The organism is Exiguobacterium sp. SL-10 (assembly GCF_004337025.1).
Taxonomy (GTDB): Bacteria; Bacillota; Bacilli; order Exiguobacteriales; family Exiguobacteriaceae; genus Exiguobacterium.
This window is the reverse complement of the sequence record NZ_SJUP01000001.1, coordinates 30655-48642: the sequence shown is the minus strand read 5'-3', so window position 1 is coordinate 48642 and position 17988 is coordinate 30655. Positions and strand designations below refer to the sequence as shown.

Sequence of the window (17988 nt, the reverse complement as noted above, 5' to 3'; positions counted from 1 at the left end):
GATGATGATTTATGACACAAGGTATTATTAGTAATCTATTTACTCAACATGATGGGGACACTGTCTCCAGGCGGTCGATTGATTTAATTAAGCGTGTTTATTTAAATGATTCGCGCCCTTGGGTTGTTGGCTTTAGTGGTGGTAAAGACTCTACATTGACAACTCAACTTATTTTCGAAGCTTTACTTGAACTCACACCAGAACAGCTTCATAAAAAAGTATTTATTATTTCTTCTGACACGTTGGTAGAAAATCCGCTTGTCGTCTCAATGATTAACGGATCGCTCCATCGAATGCAGGAAGCTGCGAGAAAATATAATCTCCCGATTGAGACTCAAAAAGTAAAACCGCTCACCGAAAAGACGTTTTGGACCAATATTATCGGACGTGGCTACCCTACCCCTAACCAAACATTTAGATGGTGTACCGATCGATTAAAAATCGATCCAGCCAACCGTTTTATTAAAGATAAAGTTTCGAAGTATGGTGAAATCATCATGGTACTTGGTGTCCGCTCATCTGAGAGTACAAGCCGGGGACAGTCTATTAAAGACCATGAAATCATGGGTAGCGAATTGATGCGACACACTTCATTGGCTAATGCATATGTTTTCGCACCAATCAAAGAGTTTGTGTTAGATGATGTTTGGAGCTACCTTCTTCAAAACCCTGCCCCTTGGGGAGAAGATCATCATAAACTTCAAAAAATGTACATGGACTCAAGTAGCGAATGTCCGTTAGTAGTCGACCAAAACATAAAAGAGAGCGCTGGTTCATGTGGGAACAGTCGCTTCGGCTGTTGGACATGTACCGTCGTCAACCAAGACAAATCGCTGACTGGTTTCATTCAAACTGGTGAACATGACTGGTTGAAGCCTTTATTGAAATTCCGTAATAAGATGGTACTTATTCGAGACGACCGTTCGAAACGGATGCATAAGCGGATGAACGGTGCATTCTACTTGTTAGAAGTCCAACACGAGATTAAAGAAGATGGTATCTATATCGCTCAAAAGAAAAAAGGTGGTCGTGCAGCCACTTCTCATAAAGTTGTAAATCGTATTGAAGACTTAACAGACGAGAGCGTTCTTGCAGTTCCGAAACGTCAATTAAGTCAGTTCATTGCGACACATAATATTGATTTGAGTAAACCAGAGGAATTCAATATTCAATTTGTCGTCCTTGAAACGAATGAAGACGGACAAGCTGTGTACTCACATCTTGGACTCGGACCGTTCACGTTAGCTACTCGAATTGAACTGATGCGTGATTTGCTCATCCTACAACGTGATTTAAAAGTTCCAAACTCGGTGGAGTATAAGTTGATTCAAAACGATGAACTACGAGCAATTCGTCGTTTATGGCTTCGTGAGGGTGATTGGAAAGACACGTTACCTGGACTATATCGTGAAGTATTCGGTGTCGATTTGGATTGGGAACAAGACGATCGCCAAATCTTGACGAGTGACCAAGCAAATGACTTGGAGCTACTCTCTCAAAAGCATGGTCTTGATTTCAACATGGTTCAAAAATTATTTACGACGGCAAATGATTTTCTAGGTGTAAAAGTAAAGCGTGGATTCAATAAAGATGTCGCTGCATTATTGAGCCAAGATTATTTGAATCTGTATAAAGAGCAAGGAGATTTAAAGAACTATGAAGATTGAATCGATTGTCCTGAAAAACATTGGAGCCTATAAGAATCAAACGTTTGATTTTACGAATCAAAATTCTAATAAAAATGTTGTTTTAATCGGAGGGAAGAATGGCGCAGGTAAAACGACATTTTTGAATGCTCTCCGCACAGGTTTATACGGGAGTCAGGCGTTTGGAATCAAAGCGCCAACTCCCTCTTACTTCCGTGAGATTGAAAAGTTAATCAACAGCGAAATTCGAGACCAACGTGAATGGTATAACGTGAAAAAAGTGATTTCAAAGATTCAAATCACGTTCACTACGACTACGAATCAAACAATGGCTCGCTATCTGTTTGAACGGTCTTGGGGAATCGACGCAAAAAATATTAAAGAATATTTTAATATCTATCGGGACGGGAGTACCCTACCGTTAGCAGAAAAAGATCAGAGCCAAGTCTATTCATTATTCTTGGAACGAACTCCGTTATACCTCTTCAATGTCTCTTTATTTGATGGGGAGACAATTAACCAAATCATCAACGAAGGAAAACTTTCGGAATACCTTGATGACTTAATGAAAAGTGCCTTTAAGTTGGAAATTCCTGATTTGTTAACGGAAACCATTGAAACGCTTGTTCGCGACGAAGCGAAGACAAAACTGAGTAAAGAAAAATCAAAGCGTTTGGACGAAATCAAAAATGACTTGACTAAGGCCGAACAAAAGCTTCAAAAAATTCAGATTGAAAAATCACAAGCTCTTCAGAAAATAGAAATCAGTGAAGCTGAAGTCGCTTCTTTCTCTGAGTCTCTACAAGCCCATGATGTGATTAGTAAGGAAGAAGAAGCAAAATTAAAAGAGGATATTAGAAGACTCGAACATGAGCGTCAATCGTTGAAGCAATCGACTTCAGAATTCTTTAGTGAGTACTATGCCTTTACGATTAATCACAACTTACTTAAACAAGCTGCTGAGCAAGTAGAAGCAGAATTATTAGTACGCAGCGTTGAAGATTTAGAGAAGGTATTCAATGATGAGTTCTATAAAAATGTATCGAATAATTTAGGTGGCACCGTATCACATGCATTGTTGAAAAACGAATTTGATTCCGCTATAAAAAAAGCGGTTCCAGCAACAGAAATCATTCATGACGCTTCATTCAGTTCAAAAGCAAAAGTGGAAAATATGCTCTCGCTTGTAAATGCTCATTCATCTTCAGACCTATTGTCAAACCTCAATCGAGATGATGAAATCATCCATGAATTGAAAACGTTACGAAAAAAGCTGGTCATCCGAGAAGAGAATCATGTCGATTTCGAAAAGCAATTTGAAGAGTTGAATCGATTAAAAGTAAATCACCTTCACTTGAAAGAACGTTTCGAACACATCGTTCAAGATGAAGATGAACTTCATGCGCAATACTCAAATTTGGTAGAAGAAAATGCCCTGCTCAAGCAAGAGATTGAGAAAATCACTTCAAAATCGAGCCTACTTTCGCAAAACGCAAATCTTACATTAGCTTTGCTCGAAGACTTTAGACTACAACAGCGCTACAAAGTTATTCGTAATGTTGAAGAAAATGCTTTACGGATGTTGAAAACATTGATGCGCAAAGAAGACTATATTGAGAAGTTGTCGATTTTACCTGAAGACTTCTCGCTGACTCTACTCTCTAAAGATCAATCTCGAATTTCGGTCGCCACTTTATCTTCTGGTGAGAAACAAATTTTATTGCTTTCATTGATTTGGGCAATCTTTAAAGTTTCTGAAAACCAAATGCCATTTATTTTTGATACGTTGTTAGGGCGATTGGACCGAGACCATCGTTATAATATTCTTCGCAACTTGCTGCCTAACTTCGGTGAACAGGTCTTAGTGCTATCTACTGACTCAGAAATCAGTAAAGATTATTATGACGTACTCAAACCGTCTATTTCTAGAGAGTATAGTCTCCAATTTGATAACGAGCTTTTAGAAACACAAGTCATTCCATCGTATTTTGAATTTGAAAACGCGCAGGTGAAAACTAATGAATTACCGTCTTAAATTAACAGAGCAAACTCATCTCTATTTTAAGGAGATTTCAAACTCGACTCATATCACGCCAAATATATTGGCTCGTTTTGCCGTTGGTATTTCACTAAAGAACAATCAAGCTCCATCAAGCATTAAGGGCCAAACGATTTCAAATTTCGAAATAAATCGTGCGACGTTAACCGGGGAGCAAGACGAGATGTTCAAAATGATGATTCTCCAACATGCAAATAAGCATATTGAGGAAGAGCATTACTTCCCTGACCATTTCAACGCACACATTACTAGAGGCGCTGAAGAGCTTTATCAAATGTTTCAGTTCTCAAGAAGTACGAATCAATTCTTAAGAGAGTTATTAGCTCTACAGGAGGGGTAACATGCTATACCTAGACAACAGTTCGACGACACCTGTTTATCCTGAAGTACTTGAAGCGATGCTCCCCTACTTTCTTGAAGAGTTCGGAAATCCTTCTAGTAAGTATTACTCTCTCGCAGAGAACTCCAAGAATGCTGTTGAACAGGCTCGAGAACAGCTAAGTAAGTTTTTTAACTGTTCTTCTTCAGAGCTCTATTTCACTTCGGGAGCTACGGAAAGTAACAATTGGATTTTAAAAAGTGTGAGTTCTTCCCTACCGGACCATCAATTCATTACAACGGTAGCCGAACATTCATCTAACTTGGAAATTGCAAAGTATTTGAGTGAACAATTGAAAATTCACGTCGAGTATCTAACTGTTGATCAGTTCGGAAGAATCAATTTCTCTGAATTAGAATCCCTACTAAAAAAACGCCCTACTTCACTCGTTTCAATCATCTGGGGAAATAACGAGTTAGGGTCGTTAAATGACATTCAGAGAGCTTCTGAACTATCTGCTCAATATGGTGCACTCTTCCACACCGATGCGACACATGTCGTCGGGAAGATGAAAATCAACCTGTCAGAACTGACGAACGTTCATTTCTTATCCGCTTCTGCGCATAAGTTCAACGGTCCAAAAGGTATCGGCGTAGCTTATGTGCAAAAAGATGAAGATGGCATTCCAAGAAAGTTGACACCATTAATACACGGTGGTGGCCAAGAACAAGGCGTGCGCGGTGGAACGTTAGCGGTTCCTTTAATCGTAGGGATGGGGAAAGCCGCTGAAATGCATCAGGCATCCTTGTCTAAGAACATTCAAAAATTGCAAAAACTTGAACACCAATTGGTTCAACTTCTATCCCAAAAATTCGGATCGAACATTCGCTTTAACAGTGACCACACTGATAAAGTACCTGGAATTGTTAATGTTCAATTTATCGGGATTAACAATGAGGTACTCGTGAAACAGTTAGCTCCGATAATGGCTGTTTCTACCGGATCAGCTTGTAGCTCTAGCAAGCCAAGCCATGTGTTACAGGCGATTGGATTATCTCTTGAAGAAGTAAGGTCATCTGTAAGGTTTTCCTTATCTCATCAAACCAATTGTGAAAAATTAGAAATCTTTAAGCATTTATAAAAAGACGTTTTTAGTATTTAGTTTTTTCACATCAAATGCTTTATATATTTTGCAATATCAAATAAATAATGAATAAAAAAACAAGTAGCGATTTAAAATGCTATGGGCTAACCTAAATTTTTGAGACAATATAAAAACACCTTCGCAGTGGTACACTTTAAAAAAGTGCTAGCATCGGAGGTGTTTTTGCGTGGGCAAAAACGTATATTCAAGTGAAGTGAAATGGGCAGTGGTGAAAGACAAACTGAGCGGTGAGTTGACGAATAGAGAAATCATGGAGAAACACAGAATCAAAAGTGAATCCCAAATCCACACATGGATGAGATGGTATCGGTCAAATGAAATCTATCGATTTGACCAGCCAATCGGGAAGCAATACACCTACGGACTCGGTCCTGATTCCGCCAGCGAGGATGACAAGAAAGAGCGTCAACTATCCCATCTGAAGACGGAGAACGAAATCTTAAAAAAATTCATGGAGATCGAAAGAGAGTTGAGAAAGAAGTAGCCCTAAAGACTGTAGAGCTCCTGAAGAGGAAATATACGGTTACGACGATCCTACGTGTCCTGGACGTGCCACGGGCAACCTATTACCGTTGGGTCAAAGAACCGGTGAAGCACCCTTCGGTGCTAGAGCAAGCAATCGTCGAAGTATGTAAGCATACGAAATATCGCTATGGACATCGAAAGATAAAGGCCCTGTTAGAGCAAAACTATGAGTTAATAGCAAACCGGAACACCGTACAGAGAATCATGAAGAAACACCATTTACAGTGTCGAATCAAACCTAAACGAAAATGGAGATCTCAGGGTGAGAGCATCATCATCGCACCTGACCTTCTTAAACGAGACTTCACGGCCAGTGAACCGTATAAGAAGTGGGTGACGGACATCACCTATATCCAATACGGGAGCACGACGAAATATCTCTCTACCATCATCGACCTTTTTAATAATGAGATCGTCGCCTATAAGTTGTACGAGCATCAACAGACGCCCCTCGTCATCGATACGTTAAAGAAGGCGTTGGAGAGTCGGAACAACCCCGAAGGGGTCATCATCCATTCGGACCAGGGAAGTGTCTATACCTCATATGCCTTTCAAGATTTCGTCAAGAGGAACCATCTGACGAGCAGCATGTCTCGAAGAGGCAACTGTTGGGACAATGCGGTGATCGAATCATTTCATTCGAATTTGAAGTCTGAGGGCTTCCAGTACGTCAAGTTCAACTCGTTAAGCGACCAGGAAGTGAATGAACGGGTGAACCATTATTTAACCTACTACAACGAAGAACGTATCCAAGAAAAATTAGGCTACCTCACACCGATAAAATACGGTGGGATGGCAGCCTAATCAAGGTGTTTTTATTAGTGTCTCATTTCGCTAGGTCAGTCTAGCTACTTGTTTTTTTATTCGATTTATTCCAATATCAACAAATTATGTTGTGTTAACATGTCTTAAATGATTGAATAAGGATATTAAAGTAAAAGGATGTGCTATTTATGTCAATTATCCAAAATGATAAAATTTTCATAGGATCCTTATTAAGTAATCGAAATCCATTCGTTATTCCTAAGCACCAAAGAGCATATAGTTGGGAAGACGAGCAAGTAGAAACATTTTGTGATGATTTACAAGATATTACTAATGAAGAGTATTTTTTTGGAGGTTTAGTCAGTGTTCATGAACCTGCAGACAATGCCCCGGGGAGAATTTATCGTGTTGTGGATGGCCAGCAACGTTTAGCTACATTTACCATGCTAATTGCTCAATTGAGAAATGGATATATTTTTTTAGAATCACAAGCACGTCAAGCAGATGATCAAACTAGTGAGGACACTGCAAAATCACTAGCTGATGATCTTAACAATACTTATTTAACATATATGGATACCCATAAACGACCTCCTGTTAGAGAAAATAGATTGACTCTATCCAAAGTAGATAGTGATTTTTTTAAACAATTGTTATTAACTAATAACAATTTGATTGAAAGGGATATTGCAGAATCTCATAAAAAAATTGTGAATTCATGGAATATGATAAATCGAAAGCTAATTGAACCTATTATAAACAATGAAGATATTTCTACTAGCGAAAAGTTGGATAATTTAAACACTTTAAAAGATAAAATTTTGGAACAGTCAGTCTTGATACATATTGTTTGTGATAATTTAGATGAGGCTTATCAGTTATTTGAAGTCCTAAACGATAGAGGTAAAGAGCTTGCAACTGGTGATTATTTAAGATCATTTACTCTCGAAATATTAGAAACTAATTCAGACCTTCAAAATAGAGCTTCAGATTATTGGGATAATATTTTATCTAGGAAAGGGGCGGAAAAATTTCTTAAAACCTATCTAATTTCTCACAATGCTCAAGCTCCTAGAAATAATATTCATAGAAAATTTCAAACAAAATTTTTTAGATTTTCTGATGATGCTACAGATATTGGACGCCTAACGTACGACAGAATTCAAAATATAAAAAATACTTTTGACATTTATGAATATTTAATTGATGGTTCATGGCCATATAACGATTCAACAACTTTAGCTTGGGAAAAAAATCGATTATCTTTATTAATTAAACAATTAGGTCACACTTTGTGTATTCCATTGTTAATGGCAATATATGAAACTGGTTCTGAAATTGATTTCAAAAAAACTGTATTAGAATTAGAAAAAGTATCATTTAGATATATAGTCGTTTCAAATCTTAGAGCAAATAATCTGTCTCAAATCTATAATAAGCATATATTATCAATGAGAAGGACTAATCACTATAATTTAGACGAACTTAAACTTGATTTAAAGGCTCTTCTTGATGTAAATAGAAGCGATGCTTTATTTGCAAGTTCACTTGAGAGTAAATTAATTTACAAAAATACAAGTAGTAATCGCAAAAAAATAAGGTACTTCTTAACTACATTAGAAGATTATAATCATTGGTTCACTAGTGGGGCAACCGGTATTCCTGAAGCCCAAATGCATCTTACGACAAATATAGATAGCATAGACCTTGAACACATCTACCCTCAAAATCCTAGACACCTGGATGAAAATATAGAACCACTTAAGCACTCCATATCAAATCTGACTTTCTGGTCTCCAGCTGATAACAAGAGTGCGAGTAATTTAGATTTTCAAAACAAAAAAACATTTTATGAAACTTCAAGTATTTCACTAACTAATGAATTGACGCAATATGCTGATTGGGATTTAGATTCTTTAGAATCAAGAAAACAAAAGTACATTGATTTAGCACTCTTGGTTTTTAAAGTATATTAAGTAATAATTGTTGTAATAAAAATACTCGCCAAAGATTTTTGCTTCTTTGGCGAGTATTTTTATTACATATCTTTAACTAGAAACGTTGTCAACAATTCTTCTCTAGACAAATCCTTCTCATTATTTAAAATCCCTTTATGAATTTCCTCTATTGAATATGAACCACCACTGATTCCATATTGTTCTGGTAAATTGAGCAACAGGATGTCATCCTCCACTCGTTCTATTGACGAAATGGTCTCTTCCGTTTTAAACGATACTACTACACCTTTGTTGAAGTACTCGGCTAATTCGTTAGAGATCTCATAGTCGCCTTTCATCAACTTCTCGACGACAGAAAGGCGTTTATTTTCAAAATCATAGTCGTTATCTTTTTCGCACCACAAGTTCCCTTCGAACAATTTCTTGGCATTCGCTAAGAATAAGTGGGCAAAGAACATCCGATAGTACTGTTGCGAGAATGTAGTCTCCGTCTCTCCAACACCTAATTCGTAGTCAAAGAGGGATTTCGTGCGGACGACTTGATTCCGAGCTTTATCTAATACATTGCTCAAGTTTCTACCGATTTTCACTTCTATCGGATAGAAGTGCATTTTCAATCTACCGTGCGTCTCTTGAATACCAATCAAGAGTAAATCGTCTGAGTAGCTTCCTGACTTACCTAAAGCTTTCACGGTGAACGGCGAACTCGCATGGTTCAATCCAATCGCTTTTGCCACACGTAAAATCTCCTCTAGAGAGATTGGAACCCACGTGATGTCGTCGGTTGTGAACATAGCTAACGAATATTTCACAGCGGCCAACAAACTGAATTTTTCTCGACTCTTATGGATATTTCGAGCTGTTTCATTGCTAAGCCCTTGTTGAATCATCGAGAGCAACCATTCACCGTTGATGACGTTGAACGTTTGAATAATCTCTTTGATACTCTCATCTGTATTCAAATCAGGTTTTTCATGATTCAAATAATCTTTAATGACCGCTTGATATTGCGCTGTTTTTTTCGTAACAGTAATCGCATCATACCGATAAGAAGAAGATTGATCGTTATAGTGAATGATAATCAATTCATTATCGGGATTTCCTTGCTTAGATGAAAAATATCCAAGGTCAACAGTCGGTTCAATTAACGTGACCCAATGAGAACTTTCATAGATATTCTGCAACTTGTAGCCATCTCTAGCATCAGTAATACTAGCCAGTGCCGTGACACCATGTGCGAATGAACTACTACCGTTGTCTTTCATATGAACGTTCAATTCATTAAACGACTTAGCACAGCGTAAGAGTAAATCGTTGTCTTCAATTTCATAACCGCGAAGTCCAAACCCCATACTAAATTGTCCGTCTTTGATGGTCGGAGCAAGTGTCGAATACAAACCATTCATCGCATTACCGCTCTTAATGTATTCCATTTTATCGGTAATGACTTGCTCCTCACCACTCATTTTATAGAAACTAATGTGAGCATAATCAAAATCATTAAATTGCTCATTTTGAATATGATAGTGATTGATGAACGATTGAATCTTCTCTGCCACTTCTTGTGGAGAAAGAATAAAGTTTTTTGGAATGAGCGTATATAAATACTCAAACTGCTCCCAATCCTCTTCCATGAAATCTTTAGCTGCAAATTGATCGAATGCACTTCTGTATCGACCGGAATCGCAATAAAGTTTTACTTCAACAGGAATCACTTCATCCTTATTCTTTTCGTAGCTGTCTTTCAGTTGACGGAAAATCCATTCAACAACACCTTTTAATACCATCTCATCATTTCGAATTTCAATCACATTTAAATATAAAGGCGCTCTAACGACTTGATTTGTCTGATAAAACAGTGAGGTGAAGTGGTCTACAAATTGATTTAACTTTTCTTTGACCACTTCTGATAGGAAGCGGTCAGCCTCAGCTACAACAACTTCTTCTTTTACTCGATAAATCATCCACTCTGGTAAATTCGACTGAGCTTCTGCTTTATATGCTTTACCTTCAAACCATAGGTATGGAGCCAGTGCATCTGCGCGTAAACGTTTAAGCACACTTTCTGATACTTCTTCATCTCCAAGTTGCGTATTCAACTCTAATTGAAACGCGACGTTAACCGGATGGAATGGAGTGAAATAGACGATTTCTTCTTTTTTGTTAAACAACACGCCTAATTTTAAAATCGAATGTCCGACTTCAAATAACCGATCGGCCTCTTGAATCGATTCAATCGCTTTTACATAAGCTTGCACATAATTCAAAGCGACTCGCTTATATTCATCATCCCAATATGCTAACATCGGGACAGTCTTTTTGATTTTAAAGTGATTTAGGAATAGATTGTACGCTTCTCTTAGCTCATAGAAAGCACCAAACTCTAGATTGACAGGACTGATGACACCGGAAGACAACACAGCTGTTTGCATACTTTGATTAAGCCATTCCATTTCATACTCTAAAAAATCTTTATATTCATTCTGTGGATAGTAAATTTGGTTCTTTAAAATTAATTTCCCATCTGTACCGTGGACAATCGAAGAACGCTTCTCACGTTTCTCTTTATACAATCTAATATTTGCGATTGGATGCGGTTTAGAGGCATCAACACTAAGCTTGATATTAATTGGATTTGATTCTCCAACACTTAACTGCAAAAATTGATCCTCTTCAAACAAATCTTGATCAAAATGATACGTGAGGTTCGGTTCATCATCTACTTTTACTAGCGCTTTCTCTTGAGAGACAGGGATTTGTGAACCGTCCCCTAATCGCAGCTCGCCTTCTTTATTCCCTAAAATCAAATATTCGATATCGTTCCCTTTCATCCGCTTTACTTCATAAGTTCCAGCGTAGTCTTTAAAGACCTCACTTGAGAATGGTAACACCATGATATTTAACTCTGAATAAAGTGTATTTTCATTTTTCACTTTATATTTCACCGTACATTGTGTAGCGCTTTGGGTTTGAGTAGAAGTCAGCGTCACATATAAATTATTTGTTTTCACACTTGGCGTTACTTCGAGTAATGGATTGCAATACTCAATTTTGACTTGTGATTCTTCTAAACTCTTGCGAACACCTTTGCCTTCAATTACATACTTAGCTCGCAATTTGATTTCCTGCTCTTTAGACGGATTGAAAATCACGACATAGCGCGTACGTTTTCCCGTCTTAGTTGTTTTATGTGGTCGATCCCAAACGACTACCGACGAATGTTCATTGACGACTGTAATTTCATCAATTTCAAACACTTTATTACTCTTTTCAGCTTTAAGCTTGATGACTTCTTGTAACGTGAGTTCATTCCAATGGTCATGCTTCAGTTTATTGACACCTTGTTCATTAAATTTTTTAGGTAATTGCGTCTCAACTGTTTCGTTAAAATGACTGTCTTGAACAAATTCAAATAAATCTCTGTTTTCACGCAGTCTTTCTCGTATTTCTTTTTTGGAAGATGTCTGCACAAATGATTCGAGCTCTTGATCATGGAAGAATCGTAGCGTTAGAAAATCAGACTTTGAAAGTTCTGATTTTTGCATGAGGGATAAGATTTCTTCAAAATCAAAGAACGAGACACCTTTGAACGAACTGAACTCTTCTTCAATTTCTTTCAAATGAAAATCAATCACTTCAACCAACGCGCCCTTACGTTCGGCCATCTGTTTTAATTCACTCTTAAGTTCTTCTAGAATTTTTTGTGGGTTCAAAGGCATTCCTTCTTTTTGAAGGTTGGCGCCACCACCATCAATACTGTCGAGCTGTCCATGATAAATCACAAGGAGTGAACGGTTCACGCCTTCCCCTTCTTGTTCACTGACCAAGTTGCGAAGCCTAACGAAAAAATCTGGTTGAATTCCCTCGATTTGAGTCGCAATAATCAACTCGCTTGTCCCGTAATCAATTGCAATTGTGCGGTATTCAGTAACACCGTTCAGCTCGTACTCAAACATGTTAACTCGTTCGCTTGCTTCTTGTTCAAGATAGTCTTTCAAATATTTAACATGACTTTCTTCTTCTAGCTGCAAGTAATATTTATCTCCAGGTTGCGGAGTGTTTACTAAAAAATGACCGTTTATTTTCTTGGTGACGTACTCATAAAATTGGTTTGACATACTGCGCCTCCCCACTATCGCTCTTCTTATCAATGACGTTTATTTTTTCTAATAATTGTAAAAGTGCTGTTGATGATTCGGTATCAAAATTGATGCCTCTTTGACTCAAACGTTCCAGCAGCTCTACAAATGTGATTCGATCATCTTTACAACTGACGGCACACATCAGGATCAACATTTCTTGGTTCAACGATAATACGTACCCTAAACGCCCTCGACGTTTCGTAAAGTGCGACTTTGCAATATTCTTTACGTGATCGCCATAACGTGACTGTGCCTCTTTAGGAGTAGTAATTTTCATCGTGTTAAATAATTGTTTAACCGCTTCGTTGAATGTCTCACTTCTCTTCACTTGATTTTCTAAACCCGCATATGTGAGAATCCGTTCACTTTGCAAATCAATATCACTTAAAAATTGAATTTGGTCAGTCTCTTCTAGGGATTCAAAATACTTATAAACCTCATCGTAAGTCATGATTTTAGACTTATCTTGCTCTAATGATGGGTTATGAGAATTACAGCTTAACTGTGCCATCGTCAATTCATGTACAAATATATTCTCACTAGCACTATTTAATAAGCCCATACCAGAGTTCATTGTCTTACGTCTTGAGGTAACAGTCGTTTCGTGATGAATGGTATAAAACAACTTAGACGGCTGATGCCAATTAGAAGTTTCAAAATTATTAATCTTAATTGTCGTCTGGGAAACAACATAGTGTAAGTAGTACTTAAGTAAATGGTTGATTTCTTTCAAAAAATATTGAGGATGCTGTGCCAAATAGATCAAATCTTCGCCCAATAATTTTATTGGTAACGAAGAATATAAAGCATGCTCCACGTTATACTTTTTCTCAGTAAGGTTAGGTAATAAATTCACAATCATTTTGTCTAACAACGTCTCATTTTGCTCAGACATAAAAATTTGTCTAATCTTTTCGATTTGTTCTTCATCCAAAGCATGGTGCGTCAAGTCTGCTAAAAACGTACCTAACTTTTTCTTTGTAGCAGGGTTTCCTTGAATGTACATAAACATACTCGGATGAGTAACATTCAATCCGCCATCTCTTTGAAGAAGCAAATCACTGAAAAAGGTATGAATTTCATCTTCATGTTCAGGTAAACTCTCGACTCGATCCAACACCCCTTCTAAAATATGGTCTGTATTGAATGATTTGGCTGATAAATCTCGATTGAGAAGTCTTCTAGAGAAAGCCCCGACTTCCTTTTCCCAATCTGAAAGGGCATTTTTAATCGAATCACTCTTCCCTGTAGTAAAAGGAAGAACTTGATAAAAATTTGAGGTTTGGCGTTTTGCTATTTTTTTTCGATCTTTATCTAGAACAATCACTTGTTTCTCATCAAATATTTTTTCTGGTAATAGTCTCATCATTTACACCTACTTTCAGAACTTACAATTTACTGAACACAATTTTTTCTTCACTACTAAATGGATCTGCTTCTTGTTTTAAGATAAATGTTTCTCCCGTTTGAATTATATAAATCAACACTTCTTCATTGTTTGAATTATACGTGCGGATAGCATTTGCAAATTCGCTGAATCGAATTGCATCATCAAAATCAATTTTGGATGGTTGGTAACCTTGATCAACTTTCGTAATCAAATTGAACATTTTATAATCGATTTCAAGTTTGATTCGTTGTTTATTTTCACCTACAGCGAACTGAATAAATAACGAGTTACGGAACTGAACGACTTGTTCTTCATTCTTCGCCACCATGCTGATTGGGTCTAATGTGAAGCTGACCGGTTTTGCGATGCGATAACGCTTTGAAACTTTTGCACTTGTATCGAACAGATATTTCTTTTGGTCTTTTTTGAAACCAAACCATAACATGAGCGCATTTTCGAATTTCTCATAAAGTGACTTGAGCTCATATCTTTGTCCCGTGTAATAGGCGTAAAGATATTTTGAAAATGTTTCAATCGTTGTTTGAGAAATGTTCATCTCTCGAGGGTTAGATAGATAAAGTAACCGCAACAGCGATTGCGTATGCTCAGTGATGAGCTCTCGATCCAATAAATCAAGTTGATACGTTTGTCTAGTCGACTCATCGAACCTAGAAACGAAACCACTTACGTCAGCTTCAAGATTAATTTGAAGAATGATTTGATCAATTTCTTCAGAGCGATAAGCAATTGGATCCTCGTTTCTTAACATGACCGAAATCGGAGAGTCGTTTTGACTCGTAAAGATTTTTTGATGAAGACCGTGTATGAGTAACGTCTCAAGCACAATTTTCTGTTTACTAATGTTCGCCCAATTTCCTGGAACCATCACTTCATAAATCAAATTGAAAAATTGGCGCATCGATAAAACCGCTTTTTCCTTTAAAAGAGAACGAGCAATTAGATTCACAAGGTTACGCCGTGCATTCAAATTGTTCATAAGTAAAAAATTACGATGGACGATGGAGTCAATGCCTTGCTTCATATCCTCCTCATATGCTAAGTAAAATGGATTGTCATCGTTCTGATCGAACATCTTCGATAAAATTTGCATCAAGAAGTTCGACTCCACCCCACCCTTCGTGAGTTCATACATTGGATAGTCCGAAAAACTAACCATTGAAAAATACTCGTGCTCTACGGCTTGAGAAATTTCATTCTCAAAGATTTCTGATTGTTCGACGTATGCTATTAACTCGTTGAATGTATAGTCACCGTCCAATGAATTCACGTAATCATATAAAAACTTATGTAATACACCTAGATTTATAGCCAGAACAAACTCATCTGAGCCTTCCGTCAAACATTGGTCAGAAAATGGAATGAGCTTCTCATATAAGGTTTCCATCGCTGTCTTATGTGGAGAAAGACTTTCCGTCGCATCATTCCAAATTTTATTTTTATATCGATTCATCAATTCAGGCTCAGCAGACTGTAGGTGAGATAGGATGTGTGACTTTCCATCGCCTACACTTCCAATCAAGAGCGTTAATCGTTTTTGTTCAGGTTGCTGTAAAAGCTGAACTAACTTTTTCTCGATTGGCCGTTCAACGTGTAGATATTTCTTTAGAGAACTTAATGGAAGTTCGGCACTTTCAACTGCCTCTTTTGAAGACTCGTTTAATCTTGATAAAAGGCTGTAAAGATAACTCTCGTTGCGACTCTCAATGTGAGGAACAAACTCGTACAATCTATTTGTTTCTTCTTCGATTGTCACTACGGGTGATTCTTCCACTTTGTTATTGACCTCTAGCGCCTGAAGCTTAGCCTTGAGCTGTTCTTCTACGATTTTCAGAATATCGTCATGACTCACCCCATCGTTCTTGGGAGTAGGAGGCTTAGGTGGCGCATACTTAGGAACTGCAGGTGGATTTTCGTAACTTAAGACGTATGAATCGACAATATTATATAGACTTGACCAAATTTTCGGTAGAATTTCATGTGCTTCTTTCGTGAATAATTCATGAGCCGCATTGTTTCCATTCTTACGTACATAATGAAGATCGGTCGCAATCGTGCGGTCAATAATTTCTTCGGTTAAAAGAATTCGAATATTGTCATTCAAATTATATGTATTCTGGAGACCACAAACTTCTAACCATCCATTTACGATGGCTTCAATCATTTTCCGTGAATTCAATAAGGCGCTCTCAGGGTCAGTATAGTACTTATCTTGAACTATTTGCCCTAACTCTTCTGCCTTTGAATTAATGGGTTTTAGAAATGAGAAAAAGTATTCCATGTCATTCATTCCTTTCAATCAACCTTAACAACTTTTTTATTAACTATATTCTTTATTATATCTATAATAAGAGTATATGGTAGGTTTTACCTACTCCTATATATGATAAAGGAGCTATAATATGGATTCAACCATTCAATTTCCTTCTTTACCTTCATGGTTCACACCTCGAGACTATCAACTTGAAGCCATTTCAGAATGGAGAGCCAATAATTATCAGGGTCTATTAGAGATGGCCACCGGCACCGGAAAAACTCTTACGGCTCTCACTGCTATCACAAAACGATTTGAGGAAAGCGGTCGTTTAGCTGTGATTATTTTATGTCCTTATCAGCACTTGGTCGATCAATGGGCTAAAGATGCTAAAGCCTTTGGGATGGATCCAATCCTTTGTTACGGTTCAAAATCTCAATGGAGTGCTACTCTTTCAGGAAAAATCACGCAATATAATTTCAAAATCAAAAATTTCATGTGTGTCATCACCACCAACAGTACATTCAAAAATGCGCATTTCCAGGCTCAACTTAATCGAATTGCAGATGCAGGCATGCTTGTCGCCGACGAGGCTCACAATTTAGGAACGAAGCAATCGTTGCAGTCGCTTCCTGTACAATTTAAAAATCGATTAGCATTGAGCGCTACTCCAATTCGGCATCACGATGAAATCGGAACCGAGCAGTTGTTAAATTATTTTGGTGGATCAATATATAAGTTTACTTTGGAAGAAGCCATTAAAAAAGGCTTTTTGACGAAGTATTATTACTACCCTCATTTAGTGTCACTTACTGAAGAAGAACTTGAGATTTATCATGAGCTTACAAATAAAATTTCGAAATTGATTAACCTGTCTGATGATAAATCAATCGAATCGTCAGGGAATGATACAGGAATGTTAGAGATGCTGTTAATTAAGCGGGCCCGTTTAATTAATGCAGCGCAAGAGAAAGATATATTGTTGAAGCAACAACTTAGCACTCAAGATAATTTGACTCATACCATCGTGTATTGTGGTGATCACTCTAAGGAAGACCAACGACATGTCGACCACATTGCTCAATTTTTAAACGATGATCTGAAAATAAACGCCAAAACCTTTACTTCGACTGAAACAAAAGAACTTAGACAGACCTTGTTAAGAGATTTTTCAGAGAATAACATTCAGGCACTCGTTGCCATCCGTTGTTTAGATGAGGGTGTAGACGTCCCTTCTGCTGAGACCGCTTACATTTTAGCCAGTACAACCAACCCAAAAGAGTTCATTCAACGCCGCGGACGTATTTTAAGAAAGCACCCAGGAAAAGAGTATGCTTATATTCACGATTACATCGTGATTCCTCGTCCCTTGTCTGAAATCGACTTGCTCACGGATAAAGAATTTAACATTGAAAGACGACTATTAATGAATGAACTTAAACGAGTGAATGAATTTGCATCAATCTCAGAAAACCATTATCAAGCACTTCGTGTTTTAAACCCAATAAAAGAGGCATTTAATCTTGTCGACCTATAATGAATTATGAGGTGAATACAATGAATCCGAATCAATCAACCAACGAAAAAGATGTATATGCATTATTAAGTGAACTATCAGAAACTGAACAACAGATTCTGCAAAATATTATTCGTTTAGAGAAGGACTACTTAGACAAAGAAGGATCATTTACTGCTGCACAGCTCCCTGATGAATTCTCTAGACTAATCAAAAAGGAGTACATCTAAC

At 37.4% G+C, this 17988-nt stretch carries 12 protein-coding genes; 9 read left to right on the top strand and 3 right to left on the bottom strand.

Annotated elements, in window-relative coordinates:
- The first annotated feature begins 11 nt into the window (after window positions 1–11).
- The 7 genes from dndC to EVJ33_RS00200 all read left to right on the top strand — a co-directional run bounded on the left by dndC (window position 12) and on the right by EVJ33_RS00200 (window position 8455).
- On the top strand, window positions 12–1667 hold the full coding sequence (gene dndC, locus EVJ33_RS00230; protein WP_131433393.1) for a DNA phosphorothioation system sulfurtransferase DndC: 1656 nt from the start codon (window positions 12–14) through the stop codon (window positions 1665–1667).
- Window positions 1657–3681: a DNA sulfur modification protein DndD gene (gene dndD / locus EVJ33_RS00225; protein WP_131433391.1), complete on the top strand. Its 2025-nt coding sequence runs from the start codon at window positions 1657–1659 to the stop codon at window positions 3679–3681. The genes dndC and dndD overlap by 11 nt, the downstream gene beginning before the upstream one ends.
- Entirely contained in the window at window positions 3665–4045 is a 381-nt protein-coding gene (locus EVJ33_RS00220) for a DndE family protein (protein ID WP_131433389.1), read from the top strand. Before dndD ends, EVJ33_RS00220 begins: the two co-directional genes overlap by 17 nt.
- A 1-nt stretch (window position 4046) precedes the next feature.
- Window positions 4047–5165: a cysteine desulfurase family protein gene (locus tag EVJ33_RS00215; RefSeq protein WP_131433387.1), complete on the top strand. Its 1119-nt coding sequence runs from the start codon at window positions 4047–4049 to the stop codon at window positions 5163–5165.
- A gap of 190 nt (window positions 5166–5355) precedes the next feature.
- Window positions 5356–5673, top strand: coding sequence for a helix-turn-helix domain-containing protein (locus EVJ33_RS00210; RefSeq protein ID WP_131433385.1), 318 nt, complete (start codon window positions 5356–5358; stop codon window positions 5671–5673).
- A complete protein-coding gene (locus EVJ33_RS00205; protein WP_131433383.1) occupies window positions 5601–6518 on the top strand; it encodes an IS3 family transposase in 918 nt (305 codons plus the stop codon). Before EVJ33_RS00210 ends, EVJ33_RS00205 begins: the two co-directional genes overlap by 73 nt.
- A 149-nt stretch (window positions 6519–6667) precedes the next feature.
- Entirely contained in the window at window positions 6668–8455 is a 1788-nt protein-coding gene (locus tag EVJ33_RS00200; protein ID WP_131433381.1) for a DUF262 domain-containing protein, read from the top strand.
- Window positions 8456–8517: 62 nt separating this feature from the next.
- Here the strand turns inward: EVJ33_RS00200 and dptH are convergent, their stop codons facing one another.
- The 3 genes from dptH to dptF are packed head-to-tail and all read right to left on the bottom strand — an operon-like array spanning window position 8518 to window position 16268.
- On the bottom strand, window positions 8518–12555 hold the full coding sequence (gene dptH, locus EVJ33_RS00195; protein ID WP_131433379.1) for a DNA phosphorothioation-dependent restriction protein DptH: 4038 nt from the start codon (window positions 12553–12555) through the stop codon (window positions 8518–8520).
- The gene (dptG, locus tag EVJ33_RS00190; RefSeq protein ID WP_131433377.1) at window positions 12536–13945 is read right to left on the bottom strand and encodes a DNA phosphorothioation-dependent restriction protein DptG; all 1410 of its coding nucleotides are present in this window, start codon (window positions 13943–13945) and stop codon (window positions 12536–12538) included. Before dptG ends, dptH begins: the two co-directional genes overlap by 20 nt.
- Before the next feature lie 22 nt (window positions 13946–13967).
- Window positions 13968–16268: a DNA phosphorothioation-dependent restriction protein DptF gene (dptF, locus tag EVJ33_RS00185; RefSeq protein ID WP_161566881.1), complete on the bottom strand. Its 2301-nt coding sequence runs from the start codon at window positions 16266–16268 to the stop codon at window positions 13968–13970.
- A gap of 121 nt (window positions 16269–16389) precedes the next feature.
- Between dptF and EVJ33_RS00180 the strand changes: the two genes are divergently transcribed.
- Both EVJ33_RS00180 and EVJ33_RS00175 read left to right on the top strand, forming a co-directional pair.
- Window positions 16390–17778, top strand: a complete 1389-nt coding sequence (locus EVJ33_RS00180; protein ID WP_131433373.1) for a DNA phosphorothioation system restriction enzyme — start codon at window positions 16390–16392, stop codon at window positions 17776–17778.
- A gap of 20 nt (window positions 17779–17798) precedes the next feature.
- Entirely contained in the window at window positions 17799–17987 is a 189-nt protein-coding gene (locus tag EVJ33_RS00175; RefSeq protein WP_058763140.1) for a hypothetical protein, read from the top strand.
- Window position 17988: the final 1 nt, after the last annotated feature.